Source organism: Candidatus Pseudoscillospira sp. SGI.172, from assembly GCF_050313575.1.
Classification (GTDB): domain Bacteria; phylum Bacillota; class Clostridia; order Oscillospirales; family Oscillospiraceae; genus Vermiculatibacterium.
Genome location: NZ_JBNPLQ010000024.1, coordinates 1 through 12,559, shown reverse-complemented (window position 1 = coordinate 12,559; position 12,559 = coordinate 1). Strand labels below are relative to the sequence as shown.

Sequence of the window (12,559 nt, the reverse complement as noted above, 5' to 3'; positions counted from 1 at the left end):
CCATCAGCCCCAGTTATTGGCGCTCTGGGTCATGTAGCCGGTAAAGACCATGTCGCCCTCATTCAGGCCGGACTTGATCTCCACATTGCTCTCGTCGTTCAGGCCGGTCTCCACACGTACGGCGAAGAAACCTTCGGGCATCTGCCAGGAAGGATCGGCCTCAATGGCGCGGTCATCGGGTTCCCCCTGGACAAAGCACACGGTGGCGGTGTCGCCGCCCGAAGCGCCGCCGCCCATAGCGCCGGAGGAATCGCCCATGGAGACGCCGGAGATCATGCCCAGGCTGCGGGCCCGGACGCCGCCGTCAGCGGCGGGTTCGGCAGGCTCGGCCTCACCGCCGGTGAGCCCCTCTTCGGGAACTGCGCCATCCTCACCGGACGGGACGCTGCCGCCCCCGGCAGCGGGCAGAGTGACGTTCAGCACCGCCTGGACGGGAACCACCAGGCAGCCGTCGGACTGGCTGGCTACGAAGGAGTAGTTGACATAAGTTCCGGTCATGAGCATCCCGTCCGGATTCTCCACCAGTACGGTGGCGGGGAAGTTAGCCACGCCGTTCTCCGCTTTGGCGGTGAGGGCAATCTGTTCCACGGTGCCCATATAGGAGTTGCCCATCTGGTCCTGGAGGTCGACGAGCATCCCGGTGGAGACATAGCCCACGTTCCGCTCGTCAATGTTGATGTCCACCACCATGGTGGCGGTGTCGGCGATCTGGATGGAAGCGCCGGTGCCCACCGGCTCTCCGGCGACCAGGCTGCAGGAGAGCACCTTGCCGGAGATAGGGGCAGTGGCGTGGTAGTTCTCCAGCTTTTTCTGAGCCTCTTCCAGGGATTTTACCGCAGTATCCACGCCCTTCTGAGCCTCACGAAGGCTGTTTTGCTTGGCGGCGATGTCGGCGCTGGCGTCTTTGTCGCCCAGCTTTACCAGAAGCTGACCGGCAGAGACGTCGGCATAGTTCATCAGCTTGACCTGTTCCACAGGGCCGGCTACTTTGACAGTCAGCTTGGTGGTCTCATAGTACTCCAGCGTGCCGCTCTGATAGGGGTAAATCGGGGCGCCGTCGGCGGAGGTGAGAGAGGCGGATGCCGTCATGCCTTCGGTGAGGGTGCCGGGGTTGTTGAGGACGAATACCACCTCAAAGGTAACAGAACCCTCGGGCACCACGCGTTTGACATAGTTGACCTGCTCCACAGTGCCGGGGACTGAGGTCATGGCGGCAGGCAGGGAGATCTGGGCGGACTGGCCCACACGGATCTGGCCCTCATAGGCCCAGCTGTAATAGAGATGCAGGCGGAGCCGGGTGTCGTTGACCACGGTGGCGACGGCGTCGCCCACGCTCATGTCCTTGCCGGCCTTGATATCGGAGTTGACGTCGATGAGCTTGCCCGCGTGGGGAGCCGTGATGGTAAGATTGGCCACATTCTCCTGGAGCTTGGCCAGTTCCTTGTTGTAGTCGCTCACCGTTTCCTGGGCCTTGCGCACATTGTCCTGTGCGGTGCGCACCGCTTCCTGAGCGGCGGTGTCGTCCAGGTTGTAGAGCAGCTGTCCCTGGGTGACGGTGTCCCCCTCCTGGACAAAAAGCTCCAGTACGTTGTAGCCCGCCTCGGGGGTGACGGCGGCCGAGGTCTTGGCCCGGGCGTTGCCGGTGCCCTCCACCATGCTCTGGATGGAACCTCGGTAGACGGCGGTGGTCATCACTTCACCCAATTCGCTGGTCTCGTCCTTGAAAACAAATTTCCGCAGGAGGACCACGGAGGTGATGATGATGGCTGCGGCCACCACCAGGGCAATGATCCGCCGGATGAGCTTGCGGCGCTTCTGCTTCTGCTCGTGAGTGGCGGGGCCTTTCTGATTTTTGGATGGGGCGGCGGGGGTCTGGGGGTCCTGCTGGACCACCGGAGTCTGCTGTTCGGTCATGGCGCTTCCTCCTGGCTGTTCATATTCTTTCCAATTTATTATAAGGGGCCTGGTTTCCCGATAGCAAGAACAAAGCGGTGACAAATTCTTAAAAGTTTCTGAAGGTGTCCCGGGGCTTTTGATCTTTATTGGGTTCAGACGATTTAAAAAGGAAAAAGTTTCCTCTGTATTCAGTAGGTTGGAAATAAAAACAAAAAGAGGACCCGGCACCGTCACGGCGCCGGGTCCTGGAAAAGAATCAGATTCAGGCCTTTAGGGTCTCTGCCCAGGCGGCGTATTTGTCCACCTTTTCATCACAGACCGTCCGGCTCTCTCCCTGGGCCAAAATATAGACCTTGACCTTGGGCTCGGTGCCCGAGGGGCGGACGATCAGGTCGGTGCCGTCGGCGAGCTTGTACTTGAGCACATTGGACCCCTTGAGCTCCATCTCGGCTTTGACACCGGTGGCGACGGTCTCCTCCACGCCGGAGGCGTAGTCCTTCCGGGTGACGACGCCCACGCCGGCGATCTCGGTGAGAGGATGCTCCCGCAGGCCGGACATGAGCTTGGCCATCTTCGCCAGGCCGTCCAGGCCGGGCATCACCAGGTTGAGGGTCTTTTCCGCATAGTCGCCGTATTTGGCGTACAGCTCCTGAAGGGCGTCGTAGAGGGTCATGCCCCGGTCATAGTACCAGGCCGCCATCTCGGTGCACACCAGAGCGGCGGTGACGGCATCCTTGTCCCGGACGTAGTCGCCCATCATATAGCCGTAGCTTTCCTCATAGGAGAAGATGACCTTGCCCACGCCGGAGGCCTCCAGGGCGTTCTTCTTTTCGGCCATGAATTTAAAGCCGGTGAAGGTGTCGTACATCTGCACACCGTTGACCTCGGCCACTTTGCGGGCCATCTCGGTGGTGACGATGGTCTTGAGGGCGGCGGCGTTGGCGGGAAGGGTGCCCATGCGCTTTTTTGCCCCGATGACATAGTCCAGCAGCAGCACGCCGGTCTGGTTGCCCGAGAGGGTGACGTAGTCGCCCTTGCTGTCCCGGACCATGATGCCAACCCGGTCGGCGTCCGGGTCGGAGCCGAGGATGAAGTCCGCTCCCTCCTTCCGGGCCAGTTCCACCGCCAGGGCGAAGCCCTCGGGATTCTCCGGGTTGGGGGAGACCACCGTGGGGAAATTGCCGTCCAGGACCATCTGCTCGGGCACACAGAGGACGTGCTTCATTCCCAGGCGTTTGAGAGCCTCGGGAATGAGCCGGTAGCCGGTGCCGTGGAAGGGGGTGTAGACCATCTTGAAGCGGTCGGCCACCTTGGCCACCACCGCTTTATCGGTGGCCTGACCCATGACCTGCTCCAAAAACCTCTCGTCGGTTTCGGCCCCCATAAGGGTGACGAGGCCCTGCCGGACGGCCTCGGCATAGTCCAGGCGGCGGATGCCGTCAAAGATGTCGATCTCCCCCATCTTCCTGGCGATGGCGTCGGCGTGGTGGGGGGGGAGCTGGGCGCCGTCGGCCCAGTAGACCTTGTAGCCGTTATACTCCTTGGGGTTGTGGCTGGCGGTGACATTCACACCGGCGGTGCAGCCGTACGCCCGGATGGCGAAGGACAGCTCGGGGGTGGGGCGGAGCGATTCAAAAATGCGGCTGGGGATGCCGTTGCCCGCCATGACGGCGCACACCTCCTCGGCAAACTCCCGGGAGTGGTTGCGGCAGTCGTGGCAGACCGCCACGCCATTTTTCACCGCCTCGGGCCCCTCGGCCAGAATGACCTCGGCAAAGGCCTGGGTGGCGTGGCGGATGACATGGATGTTCATATTGTGAAGGCCGGTGCACATCGTCCCGCGCAGCCCGGCGGTGCCAAACTCGAGGGGGGCAAAGAAACGGCTCTCGATCTCCTTCTCATCTCCGGAGATGGCCCGGAGTTCGGATTTCTCCGCTTCACTGAGGGCGGGGCTGGAGAGCCACTTTTGATAAGTATCCTGGTAAGTCATAGCACTTCCTCCTTATTTTCTTCTCCGGCGGGTCTCCCCGCCGCGGTCAGCAGTGTTTCGGCTGTCTCCCGAAGGGAGCGGGGCACATAGACACGCACGCCCTCCGGAGAAAAACCGCCGTAGACGAAGCCGATCTGGCCGGGGCCGGAACGGCTGGTGAGATAGGGAATGCCGAAGGATTCCAGCATGGAGCGGTGGATGCCGGCAAAGCCGGTAAAATCTCCCCAGGTCCCCGGAAGGACGGCTTCTTCCGGCGCCCTGACGGGGCCCTTGGGCCGCTGAAAAAGCAGCTCCTCCGCGGACATGGCGCACCTTCTCACTTGTGGTAGCTGGAGCCCTCGCTGATCTTAAACGCCCGGTAGATCTGCTCCAGGAGCATCACACGGGCCAGGTGGTGGGGAAAGGTCATGGGGGACATGGAAAGCCGCATCCGAGCCTCCCGTTTCAGGCCTTCATCCAGACCATAGGAGCCGCCGATGAGAAAGACCAGGTGTTTGGCGGCATCGGTGGCCCAGTCCTCCATCAGGGCGGCAAGCTCCTCGCTGGAGCGGAGCTTGCCCTCCACGCACAGGGCGACCACGGCGGAGCCGGGAGGGAGCTTGGCGCGGATGGCGGCGGCCTCTTTGGACAGGGCGGCGTCGATCTGGGCCTGGGAAGGGTTCTGGGGCAGGCGCTCTTCGGCCAGCTCGGTGACGCGGAGATCACAGTAAGCGCCCAGACGCTTGGAATACTCGCTGACCGCGTCGGTGTAAAATTTCTCCTTGAGCCTGCCCACGCAGAGGATATGGATATTTCTCATGCTTTATACCTCGTAGGCCCGGGAGGGCTCGCTCCGGGGCGCGGCGGCCAGGGTCACATCCCGGTCGGGGTCGATACCGGCGCGGCGGAAGAGGTCGCCGGAGACGCGGAGGGCCTGGGCGGGGGTGTTGTTCTCAGCGGAGAGGTGGGCCAGCAGAATGGTGTGGGCCCCGGCTTCCGCACAGCAGCAGGCCAGGGCAGCCCCGGCTTCGTTGGACAGGTGGCCTTTGTCCCCCAGGATCCGGGCTTTTAAGTAATAGGGATAGGGGCCTGACTGAAGCCAGTCCACATCATGGTTGGACTCGCACACCAGGAGATGGGCGCCACGGACACCGGAGAGCACCGGGTCGGAAACATAGCCCAAATCGGTGACCACCGCCGCTTTTCTTCCCCCGTGGGTGAGGGCAAAGCCCATGGGCTCCGCGGCGTCATGGGAGATGGGAAAGGTCTCCACCCCGAAAGGGCCCACGTCCAGGCTTGCTCCCGGCTTTACCGGGCGGACCAGGTCCTCCAGCGCCGCAATGCGGCAGCAGAGCTGCCGGGCTGTGCCGGGGCTGGCATAGACGGGCAGGGCAAATTTTTTGGTAAGGGTGGCAAGTCCGGCGATGTGGTCCGAGTGCTCGTGGGTGATAAAGACGCCGGAGAGCGTTTGAGGGGCCACACCGAAGGCGGCCAGGGCGGTGGTGATGCGGCGGCAGGAGACGCCCGCGTCTATCAGAATATGGGCTCCTTGAGCGCTCACCAGCAGGCAGTTGCCGGAGGAGCCGCTGGCTATGGTTCGGATCTCCAAAAAATCGCTCCTTAACGTCACAGAATGAGGGTGAGAAAAAGCGGCGGCGTGTCGCCGCCGCTGAACGGGCCGGAAGGAAAATGATTCAGCCCACCTGGGCGGATTTGGCTTCGTCGGGGGTGACCACCACCCGGATGTCCGCGCCGATGCCGGAGAGCTTGCGGACAATGTCCTCATAGCCCCGCTCAATGAAGCGGATCTGGCTGACCTCGGTGGTGCCGTGGGCCGCCAGGCCGGCGATGACCAGAGCGGCGCCCGCCCGCAGGTCGGGGGCCTCCACCGATGCGCCGGTGAGGTAGGGAACGCCTTCAATGATGGCGACTTTGCCGTCCACCTGAATTTGAGCGCCCATACGACGGAACTCGTCCACATAGCGGTAACGGTTGTCCCACACGCCCTCGGTAAGGACACTGGTGCCCTCCGCCAGGCAGAGACAGGCGGCCACCTGGGGCTGCATGTCGGTGGGGAAGCCGGGATAGGGCAGGGTTTTGACGTTGGTGCGGGTGAGTTTGCCGGTGCGCCGGACCAGGACGGCATCGTCCATCTCCTCCACCTCGGCGCCCATTTCCGCGATCTTCGCGGCAATGCACTCCAGGTGCTTGGGTATGACGTTTTTGATGAGAAGTTCCCCGCCGGTGGCGGTGACGGCGGCCATGTAGGTGCCCGCCTCGATCTGGTCTGGGATGATGGAATAGCTGCCGCCGGAGAGGCGGGAAACGCCACGGATCTTGATGACGTCGGTCCCTGCGCCCATGATGGAGGCACCCATGGAGTTCAGAAAGTTGGCCAGGTCCACGATGTGGGGTTCCTTGGCGGCGTTCTCAATGATGGTGGTGCCCTCGGCCAGAGTGCCCGCCAGCATCAGATTCATGGTGGCGCCCACCGAGACGATGTCCATGTAGACGGTGGTGCCCATGAGATGGCCGCTGCGCGCCACGGCGTGGATGATGCCGCCGTTCACGTCCACGTCCGCGCCCATGGCGGTGAAGCCCTTGATGTGCTGGTCAATGGGCCGCCCCCGGCCGCCGAAATCACAGCCACCGGGGGGGGGAACCTCGGCGGAGCCGAAGCGGCCCAGCAGGGCGCCGATGAGATAATAGGAGGCGCGGATCTTCCGGGCCAGGGCGTCGGGGACCCGGGCGTTGCGGATGTGGGAGCAGTCGATCTCCACAGTGGTGCGGTTGATGGTTTTGACATCAGCGCCCAGCTCCTGGAGAATGTTGAGGATCAGCGTCACGTCGCTGATCTGGGGGATGTTTTCAATGCGGCAGACACCGTTGACCAGAAGAGCGGCGGGGAGAATGGCCACCGCCGCGTTTTTCGCGCCGGAGATCTCCACTGCGCCGTAAAGCGGTTTCCCGCCATGGATCACATATTTCGTCAAAGTTGTACCCTCGATCCTTCACCGGCCGGACAGACTGTCCGGCGACTATTGTCAGGCCGGAAAACTTCTGAAACCGGCCGTTTCTATTGTGCCCTGTTCCTGCGTACATACACACAGAGATACATTGTTATTATAGCATTATCTGATTTGAAAAGTAAAGATGATTTTCTGAAGTTTCAAGGGAACCGTGGAGAGGGTCCGAAACGGGCATTCACGGGGGAAAGCGTCTGTTTTCGTGGAAAAAGTTCGAGGTGGCGGAATGATTTTTGTTGTGATATACTACTTCTATCTAAATTCCATACAGTGGGGTGGTTTGTTTGAAACTGACGGAGGAGACTGTGGACAGCCGGGTCCTTTATCGGGGGAAGATCATTACCGTGCGGAAGGACACCGCCCGGCTGGAGGATGGAAAAACGGCCGGGCGGGAAGTGGTGGAGCATCCCGGCGGGGTGTGCATCCTCCCCCTGGAGTCTGACGGGAGCGTGCTCACGGTGCGTCAGTTCCGCTATCCTTTTGGAAGGGTGGTGGAGGAGCTGCCAGCCGGAAAACTGGACGGGCCGGAGGACCCCCGCGCAGCGGCCGAGCGGGAGCTGTCGGAAGAGGTGGGGGCCAAGGCCGGGGAGCTGATCGATCTGGGCGAGCTGGTCATGTCTCCCGGCTTCTGCACGGAGGTGCTCCACATGTATTTGGCCAGAGGGCTGGCCTATGGAGAGCAGCATCTCGACGAGGATGAATTTTTGACGGTGGAGCGGGCACCCTTTTCCGCCTTGGTGGAGCGGGTGATGGCGGGGGAGATCACCGACGCCAAGACCGTGGCCGTTGTGTTGAAAACCAAGGAATATCTGAGCCGTGAGGCAGGAGGGACGAAATGAGCAAGCAGATTCTCATTGTGGAGGATGAAAAGAATATCGTGGATATCCTCGCCTTCAACCTGAGCAAGGAGGGCTATGACACGCTGGAGGCCTACGACGGACAGACCGGGCTGGAACTGGCGCTGGCGGAGAACCCCGACCTGATCCTGCTGGATCTGATGCTGCCCCGGATGAACGGCTTCGACGTGTGCCGGGCGGTGCGGGAGTCAAACCGCTCTACTCCCATTATTATGCTCACCGCCCGGGAGGAGGAGACCGACAAGGTCCTGGGACTGGAGCTGGGGGCGGACGACTACATAACCAAACCATTCTCCATGCGGGAGCTCCTGGCCCGGGTGAAGGCCAATATCCGGCGCACCGATATGCTGACCGAGCAGCCGGCGGATCCCGCCAAAAGCGGGCAGCAGCGGCTGGAGCGGGGGAGAGTGCTGGTGGATCTGGGACTGATGATGGCCTTCAAGGACGGCAGGGCGCTGGATCTGACCCAGAGGGAGTTTGAACTGCTGAAATTTTTGGCCGCGCAGCCGGAGAAGGTGTTCTCCCGGGAGGCCCTCATGGAGCATGTGTGGAACTACGAGGGCTATGTGGGCGATGTGCGGGCGGTGGATGTGGCCGTTCGGAGACTGCGGGAGAAGATCGAGGACGATCCGGCGAACCCGTCGTTCATTGTGACGCGGCGGGGGCTGGGGTATCTGTTTCACGAGGGGTAATGCCCCGGACGCGAGAGGCAATTCCAAGGAGAGGATGATCTGGTTTGTTCCGCAGCCTGCATATGAAGCTCATGCTCATCATGACGCTGCTCATCGTTTCACTGATGACGGTGGTGGGGGCCTTTCTGGTCAATTCTGTGTCCAGCTTTTATCTGGATCAGTTCTATACCCAGATGCAGAGCGTGTTTCAGAACGATACGGAGTTCTATCATGATCTGCAAAATGCCGCCCCCGGAGAGGAAAACGGCGCGGAGCAGATCGGCCGGATGCTGGAGACCTATACGGGAAACCTGGGTGTGGACGGACTGGCGCGGAACTACTATATTTTGGATGGGACTACGGGAGCCTACCTGAACGGCTCCAACGATCAGGAGGGCTCCGGTCTGGAAATGACCCACAATCTGGCCCTGGCTCTGGCGGGGGAGGTGGGAGACGACAGCGACATCTCCGCCTCCTATATGGATGTGGCCATTCCGCTGACCCGGGGGGATTCCCGCTATGTCATTTACATTAAGGACACCAGACAGACGGTGCAGAACCTGACCAATGAACTGGTGACCTTGATCCTCGAGGCGCTGGCCTTTGGACTGGCCATCTCGGTGCTGCTGTCGTTCCTGCTGTCCAAGACGCTCATTACTCCCATTGAGCGGCTGACGGAAGGAGCGGAGGAGGTGGCCGGGGGGGATTTTTCCCATAAGATCGAGGTGGACTCCAAGGATGAGATCGGCGTGCTCACCGCCACGTTCAACAACATGGCAGGACAGCTGCAGAACACCATCCAGGAGGTGGAGAACGAGCGCAACAAGCTGGACACCCTGTTTCTCCATATGACGGACGGTGTGGCCGCTTTCGGGCGAAGGGGAGAGATCATCCAGTCCAACCCCGCTGCCGAGGAGATGCTGGGCCGGGCGCTGCCCATCGGCGGAGAGGTGGACTACGCCGCCCTGTTTGGGGAGATCGCTCCGCTGGAACAGGTCCTGGAGCCGGGGCAGCAGGGTTATGTGGAAGGGGCGCTGGAGCGGGGCGGCCGGAGCCTGGAATTGCTGCTGGCTCCCTTTGACAAAGAGGCACAGGCTGGTGTGCTGGTGGTCATCCACGACGTCACCGAGCGGCACAAGACCGAGGAGATGCGCAAGGAATTTGTGGCCAATGTCTCCCATGAGCTGCGCACACCCCTGACCAATATCCGCTCCTATGCCGAGACCCTGGTGGACAACGCCGGGGCGCTCCCGGCCGAAATGGCGAAAAACTTTTTGAACGTGATTCTGGGGGAGTCCGACCGGATGACCCACATCGTGCAGGACTTGTTGACGCTGTCCCGATTCGACTCGGGCCGGAGCGAACTCAACTTAACTGCTTTTTCCTTCTCCGAAGCCATTGAGAGCATGACCAACGCCAATCGGATGGAGGCGCAGCGCCACGGACATACCCTGGAGCTGCAGCTGGAGCCGGGACTTCCCCAGATCACGGCGGACCGGGAGCGGATCACCCAGGTGATGATGAACGTGGTCTCCAACGCCATCAAATATACTCCGGACGGCGGACACATCCAGATCTCCGCCGGGCGGATGGGAAGGAACAGAGTCTGGATGGAAGTGGCGGACGACGGGATCGGGATCCCGGAGGCCGACCGGGACCGTATTTTTGAGCGGTTCTACCGGGTGGACAAGGCCCGCTCCCGGGAGTCCGGCGGGACAGGACTGGGGCTGTCCATTGCCAAAGAGATCGTGGATCAGCATCGGGGAGAACTCCGGCTTGTGGACCGGACTGGGCCCGGGTTGACCATCCGAATGGAGCTGCTGACGGAGGGACCCGAACATGGCAAGGCGTAAACAAGTGCCGGAGGTGGCGCGGCCCGGGAGGAGGACCCGGCTGATCGAGCTGGGGAAAGACCTGCTCATCGGAGTCCTGGCCTGCTCGGCGGTGCTTCTGGCCGCCCAGACTTCACTGGTCACAGGACTGAGGGGATGGATCACGGAACCCACACAGGCGGGGGAGCCCGTGATCCGCCAGCCTGAGGAGGCCGTGATGCCCTACCTGGCCGCGGTCAGGAGCGAGTGGGGCGTGTATGGGGCGATCTATGACAAGGAGGCGGTGGACCGGACCGTGACCTCGCTCCGGCCCATTTTAGGAGAGGGATTGAATACGGCCGGGGCTGTGGAGGAGATCACGGAGCGGCGGTGGAGGGCGCTGCTGGAGTCGCCGGGGGTCTATTGCGCCTTCCAGGGAAGCCCGCCCCTGGAAGTGCTGTCGGCCTGGCTGGGCGGCGGCGGAGACCTGTCAGGGAACGCCGAGGCCCTTTTGCTGGCGTGGGACGGATCGGCAGTCTGGCTGTGTTGGAGAGATGAGTCTGGGTACCGTGCGGCGCAGACCCAGGTGGCCTACGAGGGCCGCCTGCAGACGGCGGTTAGAAAATACAGCCCAAACGGAGTGGCATTTGCGTATGAGATGGAGAAGAGCGACGAGGCGTATGGAACGCTGGATCCCTATGTGATGGTGTCCGTAACTCCGTTTCGGCCGGCTGTGTACAGCACGGAGATTCCGGACTTTGTGGAGAACGGGGAGAGCCTGGGGATGCTGCTGTCCGCGCTGGGCTTTCAATCCAGCGGGAATTCGGCCTATGAAATGCCGGAGGGACTGCACATCAGCGAGGGGACCGACCGGCTTCGGGTGAGGCGAGACGGGACGGTGGTGTTTCATGCCGGTGAGGAGAGCCGCTATCCCGTGCCGTCTGAGGGAGAACGGCCCACCTGTTCCGAAGCGGCGCTGGCCGCATGGGAGCTGCTCAACCGGGCGGCGTCCCAGTGGCGGGGGGACGGGACGTTTGTTCTTACCCGGACCGAGGCGGAGGGGGAGGGATGGGTCCTCACCTTTTCCTACCGTCTGGGCGGGATCCCGGTGCTGACGGGAGAGGACGGATGGGCCGCACGCTTTGCGGTCGCGGGCGGGGAGATCCGCGACTTTACGCTGAAACTGCGGACGTACACGGATACCGGATCTGCGGCGGCGCTTCCGAGAGAGCGGCTGGCCGCGGCGGCCATGAACGCACTGGGAAATACCGATGGGAGACTGGTCCTCTGTTACAGTGACACCGGAGCGGAGAGCCTGAAGGCCGGATGGGTGGTACAGGCGGAGAATTAAAGGAGGACGGCCATGCGCTGGTCGAAAATCAAAAATATCATCATCCTGCTGCTGGCGATGGTCAATGTGTTCCTGCTGGCCATGGTGGGGATGCGCTCCTGGCGGACGCAGCGGGCGGAGCAGGAGACCCGTACCCGGATGGTGGAGGTCCTGGAGCACAGCGGGATCACATTTTTGCCAGAGGAGATCCCCGGAGAGCTGGAGATCTCCGGGCGGCAGGTGAGTGCAGCCGGGCTTGGAGAGGATGAGGCCGCCGCACTGGTGGGGCCGGTGACGGAGCGGACTGCCGCAGGAACGCGGATCACCTACACGGGAGAGAAGGGCAGCGCGACCTTTGCCCCCGGAGGGGAAATCGATGTGCAGTTCCTTGCAGGCGCCCGCCCCCTGGGGGGGGCGGACGTCGGAAAGGCGAGCGAGGCGCTGCTGGAGAGCCTGGGGATTCAGGGAGAAGAAACCCGGAGAAGGACTCAGGGGGAGACTGTGACCCTTGTGTTTACGCAGCTTTGGGGAGAAATTCCCGTACCGGATCTGGCACTGACCATCGTCTATCGAAGGGGCGAGCTGAGCAGTCTGACCGGAAGATGCCTGACCGGGACGGAAGAGCCGCTGTCCGGCAGTGGAACAGGGATCTCCGCGGCCACCGCCCTGGTTCGTTTTTTGGAGGGATTGAACCAGGGGGGATATGTGTGCTCCCAGGTGACGAAGATGTATGCCGGGTATATGGTCAGCGGCACCGGGACCGTGACGCTGACGCCCGCCTGGTATCTTCAGACCGATGCGTGGCCCTGGCGGTTTGCTGTGGATGGGTCCACCGGAGCGTTGACGGCGGAAGAATAGAACGAAGCGGGAGGCGGGAGCCTCCCGCTTTTTTAGAAAACAGGGTTCAGAGCCAGGAGAAAAATTCTCCTGGCTCTCTTTTTAAGCAATTTTTCCATTTAAAAAATTTTAGATGTATAAAAACAGACAACTTTTTGGGTG

At 62.0% G+C, this 12,559-nt stretch carries 11 protein-coding genes; 5 read left to right on the top strand and 6 right to left on the bottom strand.

What is annotated here, in order from left to right:
• Positions 1-3: 3 nt before the first annotated feature.
• From ACQRD3_RS09820 to ACQRD3_RS09795, 6 genes are all read right to left on the bottom strand, one after another.
• Entirely contained in the window at positions 4-1,914 is a 1,911-nt protein-coding gene (locus tag ACQRD3_RS09820; RefSeq protein WP_427781256.1) for an efflux RND transporter periplasmic adaptor subunit, read from the bottom strand.
• Between the two features lie 244 nt (positions 1,915-2,158).
• Positions 2,159-3,886, bottom strand: a complete 1,728-nt coding sequence (locus ACQRD3_RS09815) for a phospho-sugar mutase (protein WP_080906565.1) — start codon at positions 3,884-3,886, stop codon at positions 2,159-2,161.
• The gene (locus ACQRD3_RS09810; RefSeq protein WP_427781254.1) at positions 3,883-4,191 is read right to left on the bottom strand and encodes a hypothetical protein; all 309 of its coding nucleotides are present in this window, start codon (positions 4,189-4,191) and stop codon (positions 3,883-3,885) included. The genes ACQRD3_RS09815 and ACQRD3_RS09810 overlap by 4 nt, the downstream gene beginning before the upstream one ends.
• 11 nt (positions 4,192-4,202) lie before the next feature.
• The gene (gene rlmH / locus ACQRD3_RS09805) at positions 4,203-4,685 is read right to left on the bottom strand and encodes a 23S rRNA (pseudouridine(1915)-N(3))-methyltransferase RlmH (protein ID WP_080906567.1); all 483 of its coding nucleotides are present in this window, start codon (positions 4,683-4,685) and stop codon (positions 4,203-4,205) included.
• A 3-nt stretch (positions 4,686-4,688) separates the two neighbouring features.
• Positions 4,689-5,474, bottom strand: coding sequence for an MBL fold metallo-hydrolase (locus tag ACQRD3_RS09800; protein WP_427781253.1), 786 nt, complete (start codon positions 5,472-5,474; stop codon positions 4,689-4,691).
• A gap of 85 nt (positions 5,475-5,559) precedes the next feature.
• The gene (locus ACQRD3_RS09795; RefSeq protein ID WP_080906569.1) at positions 5,560-6,858 is read right to left on the bottom strand and encodes a UDP-N-acetylglucosamine 1-carboxyvinyltransferase; all 1,299 of its coding nucleotides are present in this window, start codon (positions 6,856-6,858) and stop codon (positions 5,560-5,562) included.
• A gap of 308 nt (positions 6,859-7,166) precedes the next feature.
• On the opposite strand from ACQRD3_RS09795, the gene ACQRD3_RS09790 reads away from it, so the two are divergent.
• The 5 genes from ACQRD3_RS09790 (at position 7,167) to ACQRD3_RS09770 (ending at position 12,418) form a co-directional block, all read left to right on the top strand.
• Positions 7,167-7,730, top strand: a complete 564-nt coding sequence (locus tag ACQRD3_RS09790; protein ID WP_427781251.1) for an NUDIX domain-containing protein — start codon at positions 7,167-7,169, stop codon at positions 7,728-7,730.
• On the top strand, positions 7,727-8,440 hold the full coding sequence (locus ACQRD3_RS09785) for a response regulator (protein WP_427781249.1): 714 nt from the start codon (positions 7,727-7,729) through the stop codon (positions 8,438-8,440). Before ACQRD3_RS09790 ends, ACQRD3_RS09785 begins: the two co-directional genes overlap by 4 nt.
• Positions 8,441-8,502: 62 nt before the next feature.
• Entirely contained in the window at positions 8,503-10,272 is a 1,770-nt protein-coding gene (locus ACQRD3_RS09780; RefSeq protein ID WP_080906572.1) for an ATP-binding protein, read from the top strand.
• Positions 10,259-11,581, top strand: coding sequence for a hypothetical protein (locus tag ACQRD3_RS09775; protein WP_427781247.1), 1,323 nt, complete (start codon positions 10,259-10,261; stop codon positions 11,579-11,581). The genes ACQRD3_RS09780 and ACQRD3_RS09775 overlap by 14 nt, the downstream gene beginning before the upstream one ends.
• 12 nt (positions 11,582-11,593) lie before the next feature.
• A complete protein-coding gene (locus tag ACQRD3_RS09770) occupies positions 11,594-12,418 on the top strand; it encodes a hypothetical protein (protein WP_427781245.1) in 825 nt (274 codons plus the stop codon).
• The last annotated feature ends 141 nt before the right edge of the window (positions 12,419-12,559 follow it).

What these genes read in the sequence shown, in the direction of transcription:
- ACQRD3_RS09820 (WP_427781256.1), bottom strand. Translation starts at nt 1,914, where the DNA reads ATGACCGAACAGCAGACTCCGGTGGTCCAGCAGGACCCCCAGACCCCC.
- ACQRD3_RS09815 (WP_080906565.1), bottom strand. Translation starts at nt 3,886, where the DNA reads ATGACTTACCAGGATACTTATCAAAAGTGGCTCTCCAGCCCCGCCCTC.
- ACQRD3_RS09810 (WP_427781254.1), bottom strand. Translation starts at nt 4,191, where the DNA reads ATGTCCGCGGAGGAGCTGCTTTTTCAGCGGCCCAAGGGCCCCGTCAGG.
- rlmH (WP_080906567.1), bottom strand. Translation starts at nt 4,685, where the DNA reads ATGAGAAATATCCATATCCTCTGCGTGGGCAGGCTCAAGGAGAAATTT.
- ACQRD3_RS09785 (WP_427781249.1), top strand. Translation starts at nt 7,727, where the DNA reads ATGAGCAAGCAGATTCTCATTGTGGAGGATGAAAAGAATATCGTGGAT.
- ACQRD3_RS09780 (WP_080906572.1), top strand. Translation starts at nt 8,503, where the DNA reads ATGAAGCTCATGCTCATCATGACGCTGCTCATCGTTTCACTGATGACG.
- ACQRD3_RS09775 (WP_427781247.1), top strand. Translation starts at nt 10,259, where the DNA reads ATGGCAAGGCGTAAACAAGTGCCGGAGGTGGCGCGGCCCGGGAGGAGG.
- ACQRD3_RS09770 (WP_427781245.1), top strand. Translation starts at nt 11,594, where the DNA reads ATGCGCTGGTCGAAAATCAAAAATATCATCATCCTGCTGCTGGCGATG.